The organism is Flavilitoribacter nigricans DSM 23189 = NBRC 102662 (assembly GCF_002646595.1).
GTDB lineage: Bacteria > Bacteroidota > Bacteroidia > Chitinophagales > Saprospiraceae > Flavilitoribacter > Flavilitoribacter nigricans.
In genome coordinates this window covers 83,545-108,839 of record NZ_PDUD01000028.1, presented here as the reverse complement: position 1 = coordinate 108,839, position 25,295 = coordinate 83,545, and the positions used below count along the sequence as shown (strand labels likewise).

Annotated in this window: 12 protein-coding genes; 9 read left to right on the top strand and 3 right to left on the bottom strand. The window is 50.9% G+C overall.

Going from position 1 to position 25,295, the window contains the following annotated elements:
- Position 1: 1 nt before the first annotated feature.
- The 4 genes from CRP01_RS23990 (at position 2) to CRP01_RS23975 (ending at position 10,364) form a co-directional block, all read left to right on the top strand.
- Positions 2-6,415 carry a T9SS type A sorting domain-containing protein gene (locus CRP01_RS23990; RefSeq protein ID WP_099152652.1) on the top strand — a complete coding sequence of 2,138 codons (6,414 nt, stop codon included), beginning with the start codon at positions 2-4 and terminating at the stop codon, positions 6,413-6,415.
- A gap of 216 nt (positions 6,416-6,631) precedes the next feature.
- On the top strand, positions 6,632-7,207 hold the full coding sequence (locus tag CRP01_RS23985; RefSeq protein WP_099152651.1) for a thioredoxin family protein: 576 nt from the start codon (positions 6,632-6,634) through the stop codon (positions 7,205-7,207).
- Positions 7,208-7,325: 118 nt separating this feature from the next.
- Complete coding sequence (locus CRP01_RS23980) at positions 7,326-9,554, top strand: efflux RND transporter permease subunit (RefSeq protein WP_099152650.1); 2,229 nt, start codon at positions 7,326-7,328, stop codon at positions 9,552-9,554.
- Positions 9,555-9,734: 180 nt separating this feature from the next.
- Positions 9,735-10,364 carry a thioredoxin family protein gene (locus CRP01_RS23975; protein WP_099152649.1) on the top strand — a complete coding sequence of 210 codons (630 nt, stop codon included), beginning with the start codon at positions 9,735-9,737 and terminating at the stop codon, positions 10,362-10,364.
- Positions 10,365-10,454: 90 nt separating this feature from the next.
- Here the strand turns inward: CRP01_RS23975 and CRP01_RS23970 are convergent, their stop codons facing one another.
- Positions 10,455-10,874, bottom strand: a complete 420-nt coding sequence (locus tag CRP01_RS23970; protein ID WP_143473516.1) for a hypothetical protein — start codon at positions 10,872-10,874, stop codon at positions 10,455-10,457.
- Between the two features lie 357 nt (positions 10,875-11,231).
- Complete coding sequence (locus CRP01_RS23965; RefSeq protein WP_099152647.1) at positions 11,232-16,697, bottom strand: T9SS type A sorting domain-containing protein; 5,466 nt, start codon at positions 16,695-16,697, stop codon at positions 11,232-11,234.
- A 399-nt stretch (positions 16,698-17,096) separates the two neighbouring features.
- Between CRP01_RS23965 and CRP01_RS23960 the strand changes: the two genes are divergently transcribed.
- From CRP01_RS23960 to CRP01_RS23940, 4 genes are all read left to right on the top strand, one after another.
- On the top strand, positions 17,097-18,245 hold the full coding sequence (locus tag CRP01_RS23960) for a PQQ-dependent sugar dehydrogenase (RefSeq protein ID WP_099152646.1): 1,149 nt from the start codon (positions 17,097-17,099) through the stop codon (positions 18,243-18,245).
- A gap of 261 nt (positions 18,246-18,506) precedes the next feature.
- The gene (locus CRP01_RS23950; protein WP_099152644.1) at positions 18,507-18,728 is read left to right on the top strand and encodes a CDGSH iron-sulfur domain-containing protein; all 222 of its coding nucleotides are present in this window, start codon (positions 18,507-18,509) and stop codon (positions 18,726-18,728) included.
- A 374-nt stretch (positions 18,729-19,102) separates the two neighbouring features.
- Positions 19,103-21,448 carry a TonB-dependent receptor gene (locus tag CRP01_RS23945; protein WP_099152643.1) on the top strand — a complete coding sequence of 782 codons (2,346 nt, stop codon included), beginning with the start codon at positions 19,103-19,105 and terminating at the stop codon, positions 21,446-21,448.
- A 7-nt stretch (positions 21,449-21,455) separates the two neighbouring features.
- On the top strand, positions 21,456-22,298 hold the full coding sequence (locus CRP01_RS23940) for a DUF4249 domain-containing protein (protein WP_170110514.1): 843 nt from the start codon (positions 21,456-21,458) through the stop codon (positions 22,296-22,298).
- Positions 22,299-22,872: 574 nt separating this feature from the next.
- Here the strand turns inward: CRP01_RS23940 and CRP01_RS23935 are convergent.
- Complete coding sequence (locus tag CRP01_RS23935) at positions 22,873-23,574, bottom strand: OmpA family protein (RefSeq protein ID WP_233752740.1); 702 nt, start codon at positions 23,572-23,574, stop codon at positions 22,873-22,875.
- Positions 23,575-24,340: 766 nt separating this feature from the next.
- On the opposite strand from CRP01_RS23935, the gene CRP01_RS23925 reads away from it, so the two are divergent.
- Positions 24,341-25,120, top strand: a complete 780-nt coding sequence (locus CRP01_RS23925) for an alpha/beta fold hydrolase (protein ID WP_099152740.1) — start codon at positions 24,341-24,343, stop codon at positions 25,118-25,120.
- The last annotated feature ends 175 nt before the right edge of the window (positions 25,121-25,295 follow it).

The following is a 25,295-nucleotide window of genomic DNA, read 5'->3' as shown; positions in this document are numbered from 1 at the left end:
TATGAATTTCTCTCTGTACCTATCTCTGACCGGCTGGTTGCTGGCCTGGTTTTCCTATTTTATTAATCATGAGCAAAACCTGAATGCTGCTCTCACACAGGAGCAAATTACCTTCGAGTGTGATCAGGAGTTCGTTTGTAACGGTTCAGTTACGGTAGACCTAAGCGGTGCTCCGGAAGATACTACCGTGATCATAAGGATTTCCGATCTGATGCCTGACTTCGAAACCAAATTCGCCCCCTGTAAGGATGAGATCTATTTTCACATACAATGGGCCTGGGATCTACCACTCGTTCAAGACTCACTGGTGCTGGATTGTAAAGCTTATTCGGGAAAATATAAATATGTTATTGCGGATGGTTACGATGATGCCACTCGAAATGGAAATGATTGTTGGGGATACATTACTATCGAAAATTACCCGCATCCCATTTGCCGCAAGCCAGTTGAAGATTCCCTGCAACTGGTCAACTTCTACGATAAAACCGGTGGCAATGCCTGGGATATGTCCTGGGATCTCACTCAGCCGATGAGCTCCTGGTACGGAGTTGAAGTCAACGAAGAAGGATTTGTAAAGTGTATCGACCTGGACGGGGTAAATGACTGTGCGTATACCGAAAATGGGAACGGAAACAATTTAGTAGGAGGTGAATTATTTCTGGATCTTCCCGCTCTGGAATTTTTGAGTGTTGCCAACAATGCTATTGAAGACACCAGACTTTTCTACTCTAAATTGCCGGAGGCGGAAGCCTTCTATTTTTCAAATAACAGAGTAGATACCGTACTGGATTTTTACAATTTTTCCCGCATGCCTAACCTCCGGGAATTGCGAATAGACTGCAACCGCCTGAGTTTCGACGACATTTTATTCTCGATTGATACACTGACCGCTATTACTAGCGCTAACGGAGGCTCCTTTGTCTACAGTCCCCAGCAGCTGGTCTACGAGTCCGAGCGTAGTGTTGATCAGCCGGATGTAGACATTACCATTGACCTGGGGGTAGACGACACTGTAAGCACCAATGTTTACACCTGGTATAAAAATGATGAATTATTTCAGGTCGTAAATGGTGTGAATACATTGCAGTTGGAAGAGGTTTGGAGCCCAACGGCGGGTCACTATCGCTGCGAGATCACCAACGAGCAGGCTCCGGAGCTGGTATTGATGGCTGACTACTATCTTACGGTAGATTACATCGAGAATTGCCCGCAGTTGATCTGCTCGGGTATGTACACGGTGGATATGAGCCAGGTGCCCGATCAGAGTAGCCTGACGTTTCGGCTACAGGACATGATATTTACCGAGAATGGTCCGTACACCGGTCCCTGTGCCTCTTCTCCGTTGGAGTTTTACTTGTCGATAGGCGGAGAGCGATTCTACAATAGCGACGGGAGCGATTCGATCGTCCTGGATTGTGATTACTTCACGGGGAGTTTTAAATATGCGGTAGAAGATACCGTCGCAAATTCCGGCAACAACTGCTGGGGATTTGTCCAGTTGCAAAATCTGGAGAGCTTCACCTGCCAGACTCCGGCCAGAGATTCCCTCTCGCTGGTAGACTTTTACAACAGCAGCGGTGGCCCGGACTGGACCAATTCCTGGGATCTTACTCAGCCGATGTCTTCCTGGTACGGCGTCGGACTGAACGAGGACGGACTGGTGGAATGTCTGGACCTGGACGGCGTCTGGGACTGCGCCTACAGCCCGGACGGCGGTGGAAATAATTTGGTGACGGGCCCCTGGAATTTCGAAATGGAGAACCTCAAATTTCTGAGTCTGGCCAATAATCGCCTGAGTCGGACCACCTGGTTCAAGGACAATTTCCCGGAATTACTGGAATTCTACTTTTCCAACAACCAGCTGAGTACCCTGGCCGACGACGAGGATTTTTACAACATGCCCAGGTTGAAACAGGTACGCCTGGACCGGAATCAACTCACCTTTGAAGACCTTTTACCCCAAACGAGTTTTATCATCGAAAAGCTGACCAGCGAGGGCGGCCAGTTCATCTACGGGCCGCAGGCCAGGCTGTACCGAGATACCGTCATTCTCGAAGATCCCGGTCAGGATCTGCTGATCGATCTGGATATTGACGCCGCTATTTCCAATAACGTTTACACCTGGTATAAAGATGGAACGATCATCGAGACCAATACCGGAAATGGCCAGTTCATAATCGACGATATTCAGTTCTCCGACGTCGGCATTTATCGTTGCGAAGTGACCAATCTTTTCGCGCCCGACCTGACGCTGGAAACCTACCCGATCGAATTGCAGGTGCGCGGCAATCCCTGGGACCAGTGCCGCCTCACGGATTCTCTGGCACTGGTGGCCCTGTACGATGCGGCCAACGGCCCGCAGTGGACGAACAGCTGGGACCTGAATACGCCCATCGTAAGCTGGTACGGTGTTGGGTTTAACGAGAATGGCTGTGTGGCCTCGCTCGCGCTGCCCGGCAATGGTCTCCGCGGCAGTTTGCCCGATCTGAATTTGCCCAACCTAAGTACCCTGGATCTTTCCGGCAACGAATTGCGTGGCGGCGGCATGTTCAGCAACCTGCCCTTACTGACTACGCTGGATCTGTCCGATAACCGCTTTACTTTCGAGTCGATCCTGCCGAATCTGGGCGTATCCAACTTTGATTATACCGTCCAGGCGGCCGTTTATCCGGACACCCTCCTAGAGGCGTACGAGCTGGGCAATATCACTTTTGATCTTATGATCGACGCGGCGGTGGCCAGTAACAACTACAAGTGGTACCGGGACGGGCAGTTGGTGCACGAAGCGGTTGGTGACAATAAACTCGTGCTAAATGAGCTGTACACTTTTGATTCCGGTACTTATACCTGCGAAATTACCAACCCCAACGCGCCGGGGCTCACTTTGACCACCGGTGAGATCGAACTGATCGTCTACGTACCCTGCCGGGCGGCGGATTCCCTGATGCTGGTAGATCTGTACCAATCTACCAATGGCCCCTCCTGGAAAACAAGCTGGGATCTGAATGCCCCGATAAACAGTTGGTACGGGGTGGAACTCAATGAGCAGGGCTGTGTCACCAGTATTCAGTTGCTGGGTAATAATCTCTCCGGTACGCTGCCGGACCTGAGTTTCTCCGCTCTGGAACGCCTGCATCTGTCGACTAATCAGATCGGGGGGACCATCCCGGATTTTTCGGACCTTCCGGCTTTGAAGCGACTGGAGTTGAGTCAAAACCGGCTCAGCGGCCCGATACCGGATTTTGATCTGCCTAACCTGACCGTCTTGTCTTTGAATGGGAATGAGCTTTCCGGCACCATCCCGGATTTTTCGGATATACCGATCATGTCCAATCTACATCTGGATGATAATGACCTGGAGGGAAGCATCCCTCATTTCAGCAATATGGCGGAGTTGAATCACCTGGGGCTGAGCCGCAATAATTTGAGCGGAACGATCCCGAATTTTTCCGCATTCCCGGATCTGTACACCATCAATTTTTCTCATAATGCCCTGGAAGGCTGTGTGCCGAATTTCGCCAACTTGCCCTCCCTGCAAACCATTGATCTGACCAACAACCAGCTGGAGTGCCTGGTACCTTCTTTCCCGGCGGCAATGGGACTGGTGGAGCTGAGCCTCAGTTACAATTACTTTTCGTTTGAAGATATTCTGCCCCATATCGGAGAACTGGAAGCCCGCATCGCTCAGAACGGTAGTCAAGGATACCATGTTTACAGTTACGATTCGCAGAAATCGCGCTACGATAACCCCAGCCAGACGGGGACGCTGGGACAGTCTTTGGTGATCGACCTGATGATTGACGAAAATGTAGCCGATAATCACCACCAGTGGTATAAAGACGGAGTCCCGTTCCAGGAAATAACCGGCATTAACGAACTGGTTTTCGAAAGCCTGCAATTCGCCGATGAAGGGGTTTATCATTGTGTGATCACCAATCCGGGGGCACCGGATCTGAGCCTGGAACTTTCGGGAACGCAGGTGCAGGTGGCGGAACCTACCTGCCGCACGCTGGACTCCCTCGCGCTGGTACAATTGTACGAAGCCACCAACGGGGCCGATTGGACCAACTCTTGGGATCTCAATCAACCCATCGATACCTGGTACGGAGTGGGCCTCAATGAGAATGGCTGCGTGACCTGTCTGGACCTGGACGGCTCGGTCAACTGCGAGGAACCACTGGATGGGAACACGGGAAATAATCTGACCGGCTCTATACCGGACCTGCAATTACCCAATTTGCGAGTGTTGAACCTCAGTTACAATAAGCTGTCGGGAGCGATTCCGGATTTTTCCGATCTGGCCAACCTGAGCATGCTGGCGCTTACGCGTAATCAGCTTAGCGGCAGTATTCCGGATTTTTCAAATTTACCCGAACTGGAAATTTTTGTAGCTAACCTAAATGGGCTCGAAGGTCCCCTGCCCGGTTTGACCGCTGTACCGAAGTTGCGAATGCTGATGCTGGCCTCCAATCAGCTCAGCGGTGCAATCCCTGCGATCAACGGCTTACCGGCACTGGCCTCCCTGGGGCTGGAGAAAAACGCTTTCATTGGCACCATACCTGATCTTTCATCCGCCCCTGACCTCTATCATCTGAACCTCGCAAACAACCAACTTGATGGAGTAATTCCTTCTTTTGCCGGACTTCCCAAACTGGCTAATATTATTTTGGCCAACAACGAGCTAAGCGGTTCGATTCCCGATCTGGGGCATTTGTCCCAGCTGAGCCAACTGGATTTGGCCAATAATCAGCTTAGTGGCTGTCTGCCGGATCTCTCCGCTAACCTTTACCTCAATCAGCTGACCGTACAGAACAATGAGCTGAGTTGTACAGAGGGTAGCCTCGCTGGGGCAACCGCCCTGAAAAATGTACGCCTGGAAGGAAATAAGTTCACCTTCGAGGATCTGCTGCCGCTGCGGGCACCGGCACCAACCACTTTCCAATACGCACCCCAGCAGGAATTCTTCAGCGATACCCTGATCCGGGGCGCTTACGAATCTTCTCTGACCATCGATCTGGGGATTGATCAGGAAGTGTCGGCCAATGTCTACGAGTGGTATCAGGACGGGGAGATCCGGGAGACCGTTACCGGCAACAATCAGTTGACCTTTCCGGTACTGAGTTTTGCGGATAATGGCGTATACCACAGTATCGTTACCAATGCGGCTTTACCGGACCTGCAACTGAAGAGTCGGACCATTACCCTGGCGGTAACGCCGCCGAACTGCCGGGCCAGTGACTCGCTGTCGCTGGTGCTGTTCTACCAGATAATGGGTGGCCCGGGCTGGGACAATACCTGGGATCTGCAGGCACCACTGGATAGCTGGTACGGTGTAAGTATGGATGAGCAACTGGGTTGTGTTACGGCCCTGAACCTCTCCGGCAATGGCGTAAAGGGACAGTTGAGCGGACTGCGGAACTGGGACCTCGCCCGCCTCACTCAGTTGGATCTTTCCGGCAACGAAATGACTGGCGCTATACCGGAGTTTACGGGCCTGAGCCGTCTGGAAGATTTGGACCTTTCCGGCAACCTGCTGCGCGGGAATCTGCCCGGTTTTAACGGCCAACCCGCTCTGATCCGGCTGAACCTGATGGCCAATGACCTGAGCGGACTCATTCCGGCTTACGAGCACCTGACGCAGTTGCAGGAATTACAGCTGGCGAATAATCGGTTTACCTTCGAGGATATTTTACCCAATGCAGATCAATTATCGGCGGATTCCTACGTGCCCCAGCAACCGCTACCGCATCGCGCCTATTACAAACTGGTGGAGCACCAGTCGCTGACCTTCGATCTGGTAGAAGACGATGAGGTGCAGAACAACCGGTACCAGTGGTATAAGGATAGCGTGGCCTGGCGGCAGCTACAGGGTGTGAATGAACTTTACTTTGATAGCCTGAAGATCTCGGATACCGGAAAGTACTACTGCCACGTCACGAACCCGGCGGTGCCGGACCTGGTGCTAACCACCGGTCTGATCACCCTGATCGTCGAGGAAAATCTGATGCTGGAGATCGAGAACGGAGAAGTGGCCGTGGACCCAGATGCCGTACCGATGGAACACGAGGAAGGCAATTCGGGGCTGGAAGAAAACGGTAGGATCAGCGTGGAGCCGACCCCGGGTCAGTGGTCAACTGCGACGGGTAATATCCAGCCACTGCAATTAAAACTGTTCCCCAACCCGGCGAACTATCGGGCCCGCCTGCTGTATTCCTTGCCGGAAGCAACAACGGTGAGTTTGCAACTAGTTGATGCCAACGGCCGGATGGTGCAAATGCTGCAGCCGGCGCAGTGGCAGTCGGCCGGCGTGTACCAGCTTTCTCTGGAACTGGATCAGCTGCCGGCCGGGGTTTACGTAGTTCACTTGATAACCGATACCGGCAAAAGCTACGAACGTCTGGTGATTACCCGCTAATTTCCGGATGATCGATATGGATGACTTGACCGGTGATCGCCCTGAGTGGAGATCACCGGTCATTTTATGAGGAATATATTCGGTTTTATAGAAAGTGCTCTAACTTAGCCCGGATTATTCCCCCCAAAGATGTGGTATTGCCGCTTATCAGTCAGGCAGTAAACCTTAGCCCCAAAAGTATGTTGTATAGTCAAATTTCAAAGCAAAAATCTCAATATGGCATTGACCGAATCCAATATGATGGAGCTGGGCACTCAGGCCCCCGATTTTACGCTGCCGGACACCGTAAGCGGTAAAGACCTGAATCTGCAGGAGATGAAGGGTGAAAAGGCTACCGTGATCATGTTTCTATGTAATCACTGTCCGTACGTGATCCACGTAAATCCGGAGATCGTTCGCATCGCAAATGAATATTCCCAAAAGGGCGTAGGATTTATAGGGATCAGTTCCAATGATGTGGAGCACTACCCGCAGGATGGACCGGATAAAATGAAGACGCACGCTGCCAAGGTGGGCTACGAATTCCCGTACCTGTACGATGAAAGTCAGGAGGTAGCCAGGGCCTACGATGCCGCCTGTACGCCGGATTTTTATATTTTCAACGGCGATATGGAACTGGTATATCGCGGCCGTATCGACGAGTCGCGGCCGCCGCGTCCTACCCGTCCGCCGGTAGGGGAGCTCAGCGGTAAGGACATGCGCGCAGCGCTGGATGCGGTGCTCGCCGGAGAGCCGGTTACCGATATACAGTATCCGAGCGCGGGTTGCAATATCAAATGGAAGGAAAACTAAAATGGCAGCTGGTTCCGGCCTGATGATCAGGAAGAACTTTAAGAACCCTTACCGGCAACAATCGGCCGGGGATATTTTGCTGCTGACTACTCTAAATTGAAGTTTCTATTAAACGGAAATGAAAATACGCATTGCCATCATAGCGCTCTTCCTGCTCCTGGCCGGAGTAAGCGCATATTTTGTTTTTCAGTTAAAGTTCGCCTTCGACTTCGAACAGTTCTTCCCCACCGGAGATCCGGATCTGGAGGTCTTTCGTGAATTTACCAAGGAGTTTGAGACGGATGATAATTTTATGCTGGTGGCACTACACCGGGACAGCGGTGCTTTCGAGCAGGAGTTTCTGCGGAAGGTGCACGACCTTACCCTGGAATGCCGGAAGCTGCCCCACGTGGAAGAGACCCAGTCGCTGACTAAATTCGGCTATCCGGTCAAAACGCCTTTCGGCTTTACTACGATTCCCGCCATCCATATCGACCAGCCCGAATACTACGCTCGGGACAGTGCACGCCTGGTGAACGACGAACGATTTGTGTACAATCTCATCTCGCCGGACGGGAATACCCTGGTGATCTATCTGAAGATGATCAATAGTATCAAATTGTCGCAGGCGCAGGAATTTATGACGGCGCTCGATTCACTGGTGGGTCAGTACGATTTTCCGGAATACCATTATCTGGGGCGTCCTTATTTTCAGCAGGAACTGGTGTCGATGCAGAAACGGGAGATCACCGTCTCTACGATCATTTCCGGTATATTGGTAACGATCATTCTGTTCATCATCTTCCGCCGGTTCTGGGGTGTCATGCTGGCCCTGTTTTCTATCGGACTGGGCATGTTGTTGTTTTTGGGTTTGTTGGGGGCCACCGGACGGGAGCTCAACGCCATGTCGGCCCTCTATCCGGTATTGATGGTCATTGTGGGGACTTCCGATGTGATCCATGTGATGTCGAAGTACATCGACGAACTGAAAAAAGGACTGAGCAAAAGCGAGGCGATCAAGATCACCGTTCGGGAAATCGGCCTGGCTACCTTACTCACTTCACTGACTACGGCCATCGGTTTTTGCACGCTACTGACCAGCCGCGTGGAACCGATCCGCGATTTCGGCCTCAACGCGGCGGCGGGCGTAATGGTCGCCTACGTCACGGTTATCCTCTTTACCACTTCAACCCTGGCCTTCTTTCGCGTCGATCAGATCGTGAAAATTACCAAGGGCCGGCAATTCTGGGATCATTTACTGGCGGGTGCGTATCAATTTACCGTTGAGAAGCGGCGCCAGATCACCTGGGGTACGATAGCGGTAGTGTTGATTTCCGCCTACGGTATCAGCCGGATCAATACGAATTACAACATTATCAATAATATGCCGACGGGGGCTCGGCTTACCGAGGACTTTATATTTTTTGAGGAACACCTGACGGGATTCCGACCGATGGAATTTGCGATCTACGCACAACCTCCCTACAAGGCAACCGATTATGAGGTTATTCAGGAGATTGATAAGATCGAAAATTATTTGCACCAGTACGACGGGGTACGGGCGATTTCATCAGTGACCGCGGTGTACAAGAGCATTAATCAAATGAATGCCAACAACCGGCCGGAAGCCTACAAGCTGCCGGAAAACGAGCAGCAGTTCAACCGGTATAAACGCCTGGCGGAGCAAATCCCCAAACTGAATGTAAGCGTTATGGTAAGCAAGGACCGGGAGAAGGCACGGATCACCTCCCGCATCCTGGATATGGGCTCGGACACGATCAAGCAGATGGGGCAGCGGATCGATCGCTGGATCGACAACAATACCGATCAGTCCATTATCAAGGCGGACCGTACCGGCACCGGCCTGCTCCTCGATAAAAATGCGGAGTACATCCGCCGGAATCTACTGCAGGGACTGGGCGTGGCCATTCTGATCATTAGTGTGCTTATGGGACTGTTGTTCGGCAACTGGCGAATGGTGATCATTTCCCTGGTGCCTAACCTGTTTCCTCTGATACTGGCCGGAGCGCTGCTGGGATACCTGGGCATCGAACTGGAAGCGGATATTTCCATCGTCTTTGCCGTGATCTTTGGCATTGCCGTTGATGATACCATCCATTTTCTCAGTAAGTACAAACTGGCCAGAGTGAAAGGAATGAACCGGGAGTCAGCGATCCTGATCACGTTCCGGGAAACCGGTAAGGCGATCATCCTAACCTCGATCATCCTGTTCTTTGGATTCATGGTGCTGTTGTTCTCCATTCATCCACCCAGTGTCACCATTGGTCTGCTGATCAGTCTGACCCTGATCAGTGCCCTGGTCAGTGATCTATTACTGATCCCGCTGTTGATCAGATGGCTTTATTAACAATTGATTGTGAACGGATAAGCGGAATATTTCCGCACCGAATACTTAAAGTTTAGTTAAAAAAACGCCGGAAACGGCCGTTTAGATCATTTTTGCCGGATCTCACTGCTTCGCAATAGCAGCTTGCTGGAAAAACTGATACTTTTGAAGTATTAGACTAAACTATCAATCATTATTTCCATGAAAAAAGTCCTTTTTTTACCCTTACCGAAAATTGCATCCCTATTTATACTCGCAGTGCTGATGTGGCAGTGTAGCAGCAATGCGCCGGCTGAAGATGCCGCAACCACCGCGGCTGCTCCGACGGAAACCACCGCCACTCCACAACCGGCGGTCAAAGCAAGTCCGGCCCAGGCGGCTCCGGTCAGTCAGTCCAAAACGATGGGCGAAAACTCGGATGAGATCCAGTGGATGAGCTGGGATGAAGCGGTAGCGTCCATTGAAGACGATCCTAAAATGATGTTTATCGACGTGTATACCGACTGGTGCGGCTGGTGTAAAGTGATGGATAAGCAGACCTTTACGGATCCGGAAGTGATCAATTACATCAACGATAATTACTACGCGGTAAAATTCAATGCGGAAACGGAAGATCCCGTTACCTTCCGCGGACAGGAGTTCAAGGTTGTTGAAGGTGGCCGCAGAGGGATTCATACCCTGGCGTATGCGTTATTGGAAGGCCAGTTGAGCTATCCTTCTTACGTGTACCTGAACAGCAATTTCCAACGGGTGAATGTGTCTAAAGGGTTCAAACAGGCTGAACCGTTTCTGGCGGAGATGAAGGCCATTACCGAGGCTTCACTCCAGTAAACATTGCCGGAAAAGATCCGGTAGGATCCCACACAGCGGAAGCACGAATATTCGTTCCGTTGTGTGGGATTTTTATTTTAAAACAGTTGCTCAGGATTGCCTGATCCTGATCGCGACGCTGATCCACTCCTCTTCAAAAATAACCGGATAGGTGCCGGGTATCAATTCGGCTTTACCCGTTCCCAATTGATCCGTCAGCCAATCGGATAGCTCCAGGGCATCCTTGATCCGAAATCTCGAGTAGGCAAATTGCCTGCCGATCATTTTCTTACAGATCTTTTTTCTGGAAAAGCTAAAGATCAGCCGGTCCGGCTGGGAGAAATGAAGCGTGGTCTCGACCCGTTGGCAGCAGGACAAATGCCGGCTGACTACCGTCGACTGGTAGGGATTGACCTGACAAATGCCAATACCGACACAGCGGTTGGTGGGAGACCCGAAGACAACATCTGCTTTGAGGCCTTTTCCCACCTCTTTCAATAGAGCATGGGAAGACTTTTGTAGTGTTTTCATAGTACAAAAAGTTAGGTTCATTAAGTGTTTAGATGAATGGGTGAAACGTTCGAGCCTATACTGTGGTAGGACTTCGAATCAGAGGACAGACAAAAAGGTGTGGTGTTTAGTATAGGATACAGGCAGCTAACAGGCCTGTACAAGCTAGTTGAACCTAATTAACGTGTGAATGCATACAATAACAATAAAGGAGAAGCGAATTGTAAGTGACTATGCTTTGGGAGGGAAATTTTTATAGCTATCCAAATGTCATCCTTTTTATTTAAAATTCCAAATTTTTAACGAAGCTCCCGGCATAAAAAAAGCCCGGGGTGAAGGCCCCGGGCGATAATCTCCTATAATCAGTCATGAAATATCTTATCTGTTCATCAGTATCATTTTTTTCGTTTCGGAAAACTGACCCGACTCCAGGCGATAGTAATAAATACCCTGTGCGGGCAGGTCATCGCCGTAAAGTTCTACCTGGTTGAAACCGCTTTGTCCCGTCATGCTTCTTTCCAGTACCATCCGCCCGTTGGCGTCGAATACCTTGAAGCTGGTGGGGGCAGATTCCGGCAGATAGAAGTCAATCGTCGTATAATCGTAGAACGGGTTGGGGCGGTTCTGAGACAGTTCGTAATTGGTGCCCTCCGGTAGCTCGCCTACAAACTGCAGGTCCACATTCATGAGTTCGTAGTCGTTGGAGTAAGCCTCCGCTTCCAGTATTTCGGAGCTGATCCGTACCAGATCGCTGATGTAACCGCCGTGTTTGGCTTTTACCCGTAATCCGAACAGTACTTCAGATCCTACTTCTTCGGGCAGTACCCATTCTTCTTCGGTCGCATCCCAGCTCACCAGGATCATCCCTTTTTCGAGATAGGTCAGACCGGTGTGATCGTCCCGAACCAGTCCGTGGCGCAGGCCGGAGAGTTCCAGTTCATCCGTATCGATCTCGAGCGTGAACTGGAAGCCGGCGATCGGCTCGGTAGCGGTATTCTTGAAGTCGATATTGTACCATTCCCCCGGTTCGAGATACTGCTCGTTGGCGTACAGGAAGCAATCGGCTTTGCTGCTTCTGGCTTCGATGGCGTCCGCCGGATTGGCACTGCCGTTGACGTCTCCCAGCTTGATAGCGATCAGGTTCTGATCGGTCCGGTGTCCCTGAAGGTTCTTCACTACTACCGTTTCGGGAATAGGTTCGCTCCAGGGGTTGGTCGGTTGCGGGAATTCGTACCAGGCATCCACAAAGGTCCAGCTCTTTTCGCCGGGTAATTTGGTCTCGATATTCAGGATCAGTTTGCGCAACAACAAGATATCGATCGTGGAAATATTTCCGGAACCGTTCACATCCGCGGCGATCATCCGGTAGGGAGAACCCAGTGGCTGCAGGCCCAGGATGTGCTTGGAGATCAGAATGATATCCAGGGTGCTTACCCCGTTCAGGTAACTGTCGGGGAGTTCGGCCATCACCTGGTAATCCAGACTCGGTTCGAGTTCACCCATCTGGTAACTACCGTCGTTCTTGGTTTTCATCATCGGTGGCATATAATCCGCCGGACGTAGGCTTACACCCATAACCGGTTGTTCAGATTCGGTCATTACCATACCGGAGATCATGCCCATGGCCACGCCGCCGTTGTTGCAATCTTCATCTTCGTCCTGTACCTGAATAAAGGTCTCACAGATACTGAAGTTATTGCCGCCCGTACTGCCGTCGGGCTGCGGAGCAACCGGATTGTCGGCCTGGTCCCAGGCGTAGATCCGTACGGGAACCGTACCGGGTTCGAGGTCGTCACAGGTCAGAATGATGGATTGATTGCTCTGATCCGGCGTCAATCCTCCTTCGATATCGGCTATCCGGAAGATGGAATAAGTAACTTCTCCGGAACAGTCATCATCATTTCCACCGATCAGCATATCCGACACGTTCACCACCCAGGCGGCAGCATCGGCATCCCCGTCACCATCGGCATCGCTGCCGGGAGGAAGTGGGTTCAGGTCGATGGACAGTCCGTTCAGGCAGTTCGGTTCGATCACCGCACAGTCCTGAACTTCGAATACTACTTTAGTTACGTTCTGGTTCTGGCATCCGTCGTTCAGTTGCACGATGAATGCGTGCTGGCCGATGGGGAAGTCTCCCTCGATCTGATAGTTGGGATAAGTTCCGCTCAGGGCGTCGGCCGTTATATCCGTAGTGAGCAATCCGTCATTGTTCTCGTCGAAAATGACCACAATGTTCATACCGTCCGCCGAGCAGGCCTCGTCAACGCTGAAGTCAACCGTAACGGCGCCTTCGCAGCTTTGCTGGTTGGTAGCACAAAATGCATCCATCGGATCGATAGCCATGATCGGTTCGGTATCATCCACGATGTAGATGATCTGAGTGTACATCCAGTAGCCCATGGAGTTGACGGAGCGCCAGTATCCTTCCGGGTTCGTGGTGCCGTCGCAGGCGGGCAGTTTGGTGCCCGCTGCCGGGAATTCGTTGGTCGGATCCTCATCGGAGTCGATAAAGGCTCCTTCGTCGGTCATGACGAGCCAGACATCCGATTCGCCACCGCCATTGATACAATCCTGGTTGCGTTCGATCACCACCGGATCGCCGACGCCGTCATTTTCACAGGCATTGATCACCAGATAGGTCCGGTGGATCGCGTAGCAGGCGTTTTCGTCCGTTTCGAAGATCTTATCGTCTACCGTTACGGCGATCTGGTTGCAGCCTTCACCCGTCAGCTCGATCGTATCCGGGATGGGAATTCCACATTCGGAAATGACGTCTTTCGGGAACTTGATGGCGTAGTTCAAAGACTGACGCACGGTAATGATCTGCTGGCAGATCCCCGTTTCGTTGCCCTGCGCATCGACGCCGCCAAAACGGCGGGTAATGGTTCCGGTGCCACAGTTATCCAGGTCGACGATCGGCGTCAGTTCCTGAATGCTGGCTCCTCCGCAGTTGTCTTCCACCTCCACGTTACCGAATAGAATGTCCATTTGGGTGGAATTGGCGGAATCAAAATCCTCGGGCAGGTCGGCACATTTTACCGTTACCGGATCGGGCGCTTCGCAGCTCGGGTTGATCTTATCTTCGATCTGGATCTCGGTCATACAGCTGTTTTCGTTACCGGACGTGTCCGTGATCCGTAACTGGACCATCATGGGATCGCCGACTTCGCAGCAGTAGAATTCCACGAATTCACCCCATTCCGTGAAGTAAGAGGGAATGAATTCACAATTCTCCGGGTCAAAGTTCAACTGCCGGCGAACCTCGATCTTCTCGATACCGCAGTTGTCCCGGCTACCTTCGTCGATGTCTACGGCGTATACGCTACCGACTCCGCCACCGCCGAGCGAAACGATGAGGTTGTCATCACAGACCGCGACCGGTTGTACGGTATCCACCACACAGATCGGGCATTCGACCTCGGTTTCATTACCGCAGGCATCCCGTACCGTATAACGGATCCAGTAGCATCCTACCGGGATGCCGCTTACGATGCGGCTATCGGCATTGGCCGGAATAGTAGCTATTATTTCGGTTTGGATCTGATTCTGGGGGCCGGTCGGACCGACCACCACCACCTCGGTATACTTGACGATCTCCGAGATCACACTCGTAGTAGAGCAATCATCGCTGACTTCCGGCATCGGCACTTCGAAAGAGGCCGTACAGGAGCCGGAACTGGTATTGAACAGCAGCGTATCCGGCTGACTGTCATTATTGTTATCCGGAGCAATACAACTTACTTCCGGTGCGGTGCGATCCAGCACGCGGATGATCTGATCGTAAGTTTGGGTATTGTTCATTTCACATTCGTCGTAGAAGAACCATCTGCGGAAGAACTGATAACTTCCGGCGCAGAGGTTGATCCTCGGCTGATCGGTGTAGGTCGCGATCAGGTTACAGTATTTTGGATCCAGCTCCGTAGTGCCGAAAGTAGAAAGGATCATAGGCCTTCCGGTCACCTGTGGGTGAGGATTATCTTTATCGGTGGTCGGGAACTCATCGCCGCAATCCAGAAATACGTTCTTGGGCGGGCGGATGATGTCCGACAATTCGAGTTGTTGCATTTCAATTTCCTGCACGCACTGCACGAAGTTATCCGCACCATCGGTAATGGTGAACGTCCGCGTAATAATGGTCTCATCACATTCGGACAGGCCGGCAAAGGAATCGGAAAAGGTCAGCGTCGGATCATCCGGGCAGGTATCATCCACTATCGGCCGACCGGTGATATTGAGGCTGTTCGGATTGTTCAGCACGCGCTGGTAATCATTACAGTACAGGTCCAGTACAACCGGCGCCAGAGTAACGGGCAGGTCCTGTATTTTACCTTCGTCTTCACTGTAAACGGCCCAGATGAAATCGCCGACCTGGGTGCCGTTGGCAGAGGTGGTCAGCAGGGTATACTGCTTACCGGCCTGCAGTTTGGCAACGAGCCGGATGCTTTCGTCGCTTCCGGTGAAATATCCGGTACCGGCGGCCAGGCGTTTCGGTTGAGCGATATAATTCGAACAGGGACCGTTGAGCATATTGAAACCGCCTTCGTAAAGGAGCGCCGCTCCAAAACCAAAATCAGTATCCAGCTCGAATACAAAAGTATCGGCGGTGTCTACTTCAAAGGTATAGAGATCGTAGAAATGACTCTGTCCCAATACATCTATATGATCGGCAAAACAGGCGAAATTGGTCGGAAAGAAGGTCGCATCATCCATGGCCAGGGATCCGCTACGGATCTGTACTTCCCGGTTCATGGTACCGAGATCGGTATCGGGGGCACAACTTTCCAGTACCGGTGGCGCATTGTCCAACAGCAGGACATTACCGCGACCTGAATAACCGCCCGCGACGGTGGTGATCTCCACACGCAGGATCTGCCCCATATAATCGCCACTGACCTTGTTTCCCAGAGGTACTCCGCTGGGATCGTAAATAGTCACGATATAATCATCCATACAGGGATAAGTTCCCTCCATGATCTGGTCCGGAAGCAAGGTGATCATACAGTCCGCCCCCAGGGAAGCATTGACCTGGTTATTTACAACGATACTGGGCACCGGATTGACGAATACCTGCCGGGTGATCGACTGGATACATCCCGGGTCGGTAAAATCGTTGGGTGTGCCTTCACCGGCATCAAACGTATACGTGATGGTGTGGTTGCCGGCCCCCAGGATCTGCGGGCTGAAGATCGTAGCCGGAGATCCGTCAATCAGGAATGACCCGGTACCGGTAGCTCCGTTGGCGCTACCTTCCAGGGTGACCGGAGCACTGCTGAGGCAGATCTCATCCGGGAAATTGACGATGCTGATGTTCGGATAATAGCAGGTATTGGAAATGGTCCGGTCAACGCTACCGTTCGATACGGTAATGGAGAAACCCAGACCGTCCACGTGCAAACCGGACAGCTGGTAAGTGCCCGGGCTCTCTTCCAACTCAGTGAAAGCGGTACCCATAGGTACCAGTACCGGGTTGTTCGGAGGTACCGGACCGTCAATGAGGTAAAAGCCGGTATTGGCAGTGATCAGCCACTCCTCATCTTCCAGGCTTTCGATGGTAATGGTCTCGCTGAACTGGCCGTCCGCAAGCGTAGTTGCATTGTTCAGGCAATTGCAGGCCGGCGGATCATCCGCCGTTTCGCCGAGGTAAATGATCGGCAATTCGTCCTGTGCCTGGGCCAACCCGGCGGAAACCAGGAAGACGGCGAGTAATAAGATCTTAGCTAGTAGTTTTTGTTGCGGTGCTTGTCGCCGGGGGCTATCCGGGTTAAAAGCAGGCTGATTGTCTATCGGCTTGGTGAATGGCCATGATGACGATCCGTGCCGAATCATCGTAAAGTGTTTCATGATCAATAATTTTTGGACATGACTGATACTTATGTGGTTTGGGGCATAACTTTCCCGGCCTTCCCCCTGTCCCTGACAGGAGAAATGGCGTGAAGCTATTGCCTTGCAAAGGCACCACGTTTATGGTTTTTATTTCATATATGGATATTGCAATTATGGGGCCAATTTTTGGCAGCTACCAAAAAATTATTTGTAATTAATTGATTTTCAGATTTATAAAATTTTATTTTTTTCTCTCTGTTACATTTTATGACTTTTGGAGGGTAGGGGGATCGGAGCTGCCGTTCCGTACTGTATCCGAAATATTGTTGTTATCAGCTATATGATGCTGAAAAGGCTGAAGGACCGGTATGGAAGTGAACTGAGAGCAGGACGGATTGTTATGCATAACAAAAGCACATTGTGAAAACCAGACTATACCTATTTTTAGCCGTCGGACTGCTGGCGGCTGCCTGTGGAAACATTAATCCACCGATCCCACCCTTATTCGAATCGGACCTTCCGATCGATTCTCTGCAATTGCCGCCGGGTTTCAAACTGCAGGTATTTGCCGAAGAAGTGAAGAATGCCCGTTCGCTGGAACTATCGCCCAACGGTACCCTCTTTGTCGGTACCCGCGGCGAAGGTAAACTGTACGCGCTGCGCGATGAGAACGGAGATTTTCGTGCGGACACCGTCTATACCCTCGCCGAAGATCTGACGATGCCCAATGGGGTAGCCTTTCGTAACGGTAGTTTGTACGTTGCCGAACGCAGCCGTATCCTACGCTACGACGATATTGAAGCCCATCTGGATAATCCGCCGGAACCGGTGGTGATCTACGATCAGTACCCCGATGAGAAACAACACGGCTGGAAATACATCGCCTTTGGTCCCGACGGTAAACTCTACGTTCCGGTAGGGGCTCCCTGTAACGTCTGTGAATCTGAGGAGGAGATCTTCGCTTCCCTCACCCGCATGGATCCGGACGGTTCCAATTTTGAGATCGTGCAGCACGGCATCCGGAATACCGTTGGTTTTACCTGGCACCCGGAAACCGGTGAGCTCTGGTTTACGGATAACGGCCGGGATCGTATGGGCGACGACGTTCCCTACTGTGAACTGAACCGGGCCCCCGAAAACGGCATGCATTTCGGTTTTCCTTATTGCCACCAGGGAGATGTACCCGATCCGGAATTCGGCGCAAAGCGGGATTGCAGTGAGTTTACGCCGCCGGCCTATAAACTGGGTCCGCACGTAGCTCCGCTGGGACTGGAATTTTATACCGCTGATCAATTTCCCGCAGAGTACCGGGGCAACATCATCATTGCGGAACACGGCAGCTGGAATCGCAGTAAAAAAAGTGGTTACCGACTGATGATGGCGACCCTGAACGGCAATGAGGTCGTTAGTTACGAGCCTTTTATCGAAGGTTGGCTGAACCAGGAATCGGACGACGTCTGGGGCCGTCCGGTGGATGTAGAACTGATGCCCGATGGATCCTTGTTGATCTCCGATGACTTTGCGGATGCCATTTACCGGGTGACTTACGATAATTCAGCCATGTAAAAGCATGCCTGGAGGCAATGCCATCGCAATTTTGGGGTTTTTAAAAATTGCAGGCAATAATGGAAGGTAGAAGAGAGTGGAAAACAGCGCAGCCGGTCGCCAAACTGATGGTCCAAGGTGATAGGCTCGCCGTTCCCACGGGCCAAAAGCGGAGACTATCCGTTAGGCCTGCTCCATATTTTCAATCCAATTCGCAATTTTTGAATTATTCACAACCTGATTTGATAACTTCGCTCCAAATCAAAATTTAAAGAACACATTATGGCAGGTACTAAAATAACGGTGAACACCAACGGCTCTCTACGCGTGGAAGGTGATTTCGAAATCGTGGACAAAGACGGTAACCAATACGATCTGGGCGGCCGGACGCTGGTTTCGATCTGCCGCTGCGGCCGATCCAACAACAAACCCTTCTGCGATGGCTCGCACCGTGGCCACTTTGAGCACGAAGCGGTAGCATTTGACCTGCCTCCGAAGAAGTAGATACCCTAAAATTCTCGGCAGATTACGAAAAGGTTCATTAACACCTAATGAACCTGACAGCAATACAGATACAGGTACAAAACGTACAGGCAACCTGCTATTTGGAATTTTTGAATGACGTACAGGTTAGGATTGGATTGCGCTGGGTACGGTGGCCCCTTGCCGGGACTACGTGATATCCCGCAAATTTTGCAGCTCACAGAAGATTTTTTACCGATCATCGAAAAAGCATTCGATTCGGGAATAATTACGTGAACTTGCGGACTTTGGAAAAAGGCCGGGTAAATGCCAACCATCATCCAAATTTCCGCCTCTTTCCAACAACCTAGTCATATAATAATTGTTCCTCATAGCGTCCCAATAGACCAATTGCCATGCTGAAGACCTATACTTTATTGCTTTCACTTCTGCTTTTATGCGCTTTATCTCTGACCGCCCAGGAGAAGTATACCGTGAGCGGATCCGTTCGCGACGCCGAATCCGGCGAAACGCTGATCGGAGCCACGGTGGCCGTGCCGGCGGCAGATATAGGCACCATCACCAATGAATACGGCTTTTATTCCTTTACGCTGGAAGGGGGAGATTCCCTGCAGATCACCTATAGTTATGTAGGATTTCAGACCCAGGTCCGTAAAATTCTGCTCGATCGGGATATCACCCTCGATGTAGAACTGGGGAGTGGGGTCCAGTTGGATGAAGTGGTGGTGAAAGCGAACTCCTTCGAAGAGCAACTCAATTCTACGGAAATGAGTGTAGAGGTGATCACGACCAAGGAGGCCCGGCTGATCCCCGTTCTGCTCGGAGAAAGCGATATTCTGAAAACGATACAACTTAAACCGGGTATCCCATCCGGATCGGAGGGCACAACCGGGCTTTTCGTACGGGGTGGCGGCTCGGATCAGAACCTGATCGTGCTCGACGAAGCAGTCGTATACAATGCCAATCACCTGTTTGGCTTTTTCAGCACCTTCAATACCGATGCGGTCAAAGACCTCAAGATCTACAAAGGCGGCTTTCCCGCACAGTACGGCGGCCGGCTTTCATCGGTGATCGATGTAAAGCTGAAGGAGGGTAACAACAAGAAACTGGCCGGCTCCGGAGGGATCGGTCTGATCGCGTCCCGGCTTACGCTGGAGGGACCGATCGAAAAAGAAAAATCATCCTTCATTGTTTCCGGACGCCGCACCTACGTAGACCTGCTGACCCGCGGGATCAACCAGTCCAATGCGGATAACGAAGATTACGATCCCATTCCCAACTACTATTTCTACGATCTGAATACCAAGATCAATTTCCAGTTTGGAGAAAAAGACCGCCTGTTCCTTAGCGGCTACTTTGGGCGGGATGTTTTCGGTTTCGACGGTGATTTCTTCGATTTTGATTTTGACTGGGGCAATGCCACGGGTACCGCCCGCTGGAATCACGTTTTTAACCCCAAATTATTTGCCAATACGACCTTTACCTATTCCGACTATCAGTACAATATAAAGAACCGCCTGACGGGTTTCAATTTTGAGGTGGGCTCCGACATCCGGGACGCCAATTTTAAATCCGATTTTTATCTCGCACTCAACAACGCCCATACTTTCCGTTTCGGCGCCAGTGTGACGAGACACCAGTTTTCGGTAGGCCGCCTGCAGGCCGGCACGGACGACGGTTTGATCAATTTCTCCGCCGGACAGGAATTTGCGGCTCTGGAAGGCGGCGCGTATTTTTCCGATGACTGGTCGGTAAATGATCGGCTGAAAATTAATTACGGGCTTCGTTTCAGTGCCTTTAATAATGAGGGGCAGACCTACGCCGGCCTCGAACCTCGCTTCGCTTCCCGCTATATTCTTAATGAACGCCTTTCCCTCAAAGCCAGCTACGCGCGCATGTACCAGTACCTCCACCTGGTAGCGAGCTCGGGCATCACCCTGCCGACGGATATCTGGTATCCGTCCACCCAAAGGGTCCGGCCGCAGCGTTCGGATCAGGTGGCTGCCGGGTTTTCCTATCTGTTGGGGACTCGTTATTTCCTGACTGTGGAGGGATATTACAAAGACCAGCAAAACGTGCTGGAATTCGTGGACGGCGCTCAGTTGTTTGCCAATGATGATCTGGAACAGGAATTTGCTATCGGAAAAGGGCGAGGTTACGGTGTGGAACTGAGCATCGAAAAGAAGGAGGGCAAACTGACCGGCTGGATCGGCTATACGCTGGCTTTTGTGGAAAGAGGAGAATTCAATCTGTTGGATGACAGCAAGCGCTTCGCCCAGCAGGGGTACTTCTCCCCGGTTTTCGATCGCCGGCACGACCTGTCGGTCGTGGCGATGTATGAACTGAGCCGCAGGTTCAGCTTTACGGCAACATTTGTCTACGGTTCGGGTGATCTTCGCTGGCTGCCAACGGGCCGCTTCTCTTTCGGCGATGTGCAGGGCAGTGATTTTGAACCCGTGGTGCCGGACTACGAGGAGCGGAATAACTATCGCCTGCCGCCGTACCATCGGCTGGACCTGGGAGCTGTCTGGCGCTTCTTCCCGCGTTGGGGAGAAAGTGATCTGACCCTAAGTGTGATCAATGCCTACGACCGGCGGAATACCTTCTTTATTTATCTGGAACCGGAATTTGCTGAAATAAGCGATGGCGGCACTGCCGTTTCTTTCCCGGAACGGATTGCGGCAAAGCAGGTCTCGTTGTTCCCGATCTTACCTTCTATCACCTGGAATTTTAAATTTTAATACGAACATGAAGTGGCTTTCAATATCCATCACTACTTTATTACTGGGGGCTCTTTGCTGGTCCTGCAACCTGGAAAAGGAGATCGAGATCGATCTCCCGGACTATGATTCCAAAACAGTGGTAGAATGTTATCTGGAACCCGGCCGACCGTTTCAGCTGCTGCTGACCCGTTCGACCTCCTACTTTTCTCCTTTTGATACGGCCACGTCGGACCTGCTGCAGAATCTGCTGGTCAACGGAGCGAAGGTCAGCATCAACCACGCCGGCGTGCGCTACGACCTGAATAACCAGCTGGTCATTGATCAGCAAGCGCAGAAACTCTACAACTACTACAACGAAAACCTGGTGCCCCAGGATTACACCGAAGACTTCGAACTGGCAATCGAGTTACAGGACGGTTCCACCATCACGGGTACAACCCGTCTGCTGCCCGTAGTACCGATCGACAGTGTGGTCGTGGAGTTTGAGGAAAACGATACGCTGGCTCGTGTACTCACCTATTTCACCGATATACCGGATCAGACCAATTACTACCGGCGCATGCTCCACCACAACAGCCTCGACAGCCTGGCGATGCAGGATTTTACGCTTGATGATCGGGTCGTGGAAGATGTGATCGTTTTCGGTACCGGCTACGAATTTGCGGTAGGGGATACGGTGTTCAATACCTTATTCCATATCGACCGGACCTATTTCGATTTTCTGGAAAGTGTGGATAATGCGGTGCTGTCCAACGGGAATCCATTCGGTCAGCCCAGTCCGATCAATTCGAAGCTGGAAGGTACGGCCCGTTCCGTGGGCATCTTTACCGGATTGAGTTATACCCGGGAGATCACGGTACTGGAATAAAAGCAGGGGCTGATCACTGACCCTGTTGTAATCTGTTTTCGTTCTCCCCGCCGCGAATTAGATCCGTTGACGATCATTGCTCTAACCGACAACTCGTGCGAATCAGGCGTTGTATTTAGAGGAATTCCCTTAAGGTGCAAATGCCCATTTACCGGCTTAGCGTACCGTAGATGTGCAATATGTTTTTACATGGCATACCTCCGGCACGCCAAACCTACCCAATTATTGAACGGGCTACCGATATCTCGTCCCTCCGGGATTTTTAGCCCTTGATTGTTAACCATCGCCTATAGCATTGACATTATTGACATTATCCAGTCTATGCTAAGACCATTTCCCGGAACGGCTATCAACGCCATTTGCACGATTATCGATCCTATACAATCGCACCAAATGCTTTACCGGAGCTGCGAATACCTTCGGTCGGGCTTGCGGTAAGCGCTTCAACAGCGTGGGAAGGTTTATCCGGCTTACCACATGGACCAAAAAAGAAAAGCCGTTCAGCGTAGGCTGAACGGCTCGTTCTTTATTAGTATCAGTAAATCCGGTTTGCCGAAAGCAAACCTTAACTTTTCTAGTTCTGCTTGATGATGTTACCCAGATCCGGATTAGGCAGGATAACAGCGCGACGGTTAGTTGCCCGTCCTTCAGAAGTTCCGTTGTCAGCAGCAGGCATGCTGTCACCGCGGCTAGCCAGAGCGATCTGGGCAGCAGCAACACCACCGCGGATCAGGCGGTTAGCTACAGCTTTTGCACGAGCGTAACCCAGGTCCCAGTTGTCCGTACCGGCATCAGCAGCGAATTTTTGGCTATCGGCGTGCCCTTCGATCAGTACCTTGGCGTTAGGAGTTGCTTTCAGGGTTTCAGCCATAGAGTCGATTGCATCGCGCTCAGCTTTTGACAGGTAAGAAGAGCCAGAAGAATAGTTGAAAGGCTCAGAAGTGGTTACGTAAAGACGACCATCTCTTTCTTCCAGAGAAAGTCCGCTCTCTTTGTAAGTATTGAAAATACCGTTGATCTCTTCCTTGAATTCATTCAGTTCGGCTTCAGTCATGTTCAGTTTCTCCTGAACCTGAGCCAGGTTGCTCTTGGTGGCGTCCAGGTCGCTTTTAATTCCACTGATCTCCTCGTTCATACGAGTTTTTTCAGCTTCCATTTCAGCGGCCAGAGCATCTTTTTCTTCCTCTAGTGTTTGCACATTTGCTTGAGTCTCAGCCAAAGCTTGGTCAGTTGCAGCTTTTGCAGCCGAGAGTTCATCGTATTTCTTTTTAGACACGCAAGATTGGAGACTACCAACTGCGAGACAAATGATTAACAATCGTACTATCAGACGCATGTTCGTTAAAGTTTAATTAGAAAATGAAGGTGTTATTTTGGTTATTGAAACGTGTTTACGACTAATAAAAGACAAAAAACGCCAATAATGAGAATTAACAATGCAAAGCAATAGATATTTTTTCAATAAAACAAAGATCATGACCTTTTTATAATGCAGAATGCTTGGAAGTTAGACCTTTTCTTATCGAATTTGCAAGAAAACATAATCAAGCGAGTACTGAAATGGTATCTTTTATCTTATGTTTCCAAACTCAAAACTTCAATTTTTCGGGCTGTGTTCACTACAATTTAAAATTTTTCCTGCAACACTGGAATTTCCTGTTGGGTAGCGGGATTGGAAGGCGTTTTCCCCAAGGTGGATCGGCCTTGTTTTTTCCCTTTCGGATTACACCGGATCACGCACCTCAGATGAGTCGCTTTTTGGGAGATCCGGGCATCACGGCCGGAGCCGGAATCGGACGAAATTGTAAGTGAGATATGGATATGGGACAGGAATGCATCTGCAAGACGCTCGCTTTAGCTGCTGCCACTTACAGCTATCCGGACAACAATAATAATTTGGCCGGCCTTTGTAGATAAAGGAATAAAAATAGCCTGCACTTTTGAGCCCGGAAGAAGGAATTGCGCCGATATGCGATAAAAAAACTATTTTTGCAGACTGGGAAACGCAATTTTCGCCCTTTCCAAACAATTGTAACGAATCCATGAATTACGAGATCATTCAGGAGAAGCAATTCAAATACATTGAAACCCAAGGCGGTGAGGAAACTCTGCTCTTGCTTCATGGGCTTTTTGGTGCATTGAGTAATTTTGAAGGGATCCTTGATCACTTTGGTAATTCCTACAATGTGGTTGTGCCCATTCTCCCCATCTTTGAATTGCCGCTGCGTAAGGTGTCGGTAACGGGACTGGTGGACTACGTGGCTGATTTTATCGAATACAAAGGTTACGATAAGATCAATATTTTGGGTAACTCGCTGGGCGGACACATTTCTCTGCTGTATGTCCTGAACCATCCGCACAAGGTAAAAACGATCATTCTGACCGGAAGCTCCGGGCTGTTCGAAAGTGCCATGGGGACCAGTTTCCCGAAGCGGGGAGATTACGAGTTCATGAAAAAGAAGGTCCAGGGTACGTTTTACGATCCGAAAATTGCCAGCAAAGAACTGGTAGATGAGGTTTTTGATATCGTAAATGACCGGAATAAAGCGATCCGGATCATTGCCACCGCAAAGTCAGCCGTACGGCACAACCTGGGTGATAAACTGCACCGCATTACCGTCCCCACTCTTCTGGTATGGGGGAAAGAGGATCAGGTGACCCCCGCTTTTGTCGGCGAAAAATTCAATGAACTGATCGAAAATTCGGAACTCATCCTCCTGCCTGAGTGCGGCCATGCCCCCATGATGGAGCATCCCGAGATCTTCAATCAGCACCTCGAATCATTCCTGCAAAGTGTCGGTGCCGAAACGCTTGGGCACTAAACTGCTGTATCCATATTAGTATATAGGTACGGAGAAGGTCGATCGGTTCCGGACTGAAAATAGCCTGAATCGGCGGTTTAACGTTCTTTTAACCGCCACTATCACCCGTCCGGACATCTAGCTTATAAATACCGACACATCTACGATCCCGTTATCCAACATCTACAAAAATTCC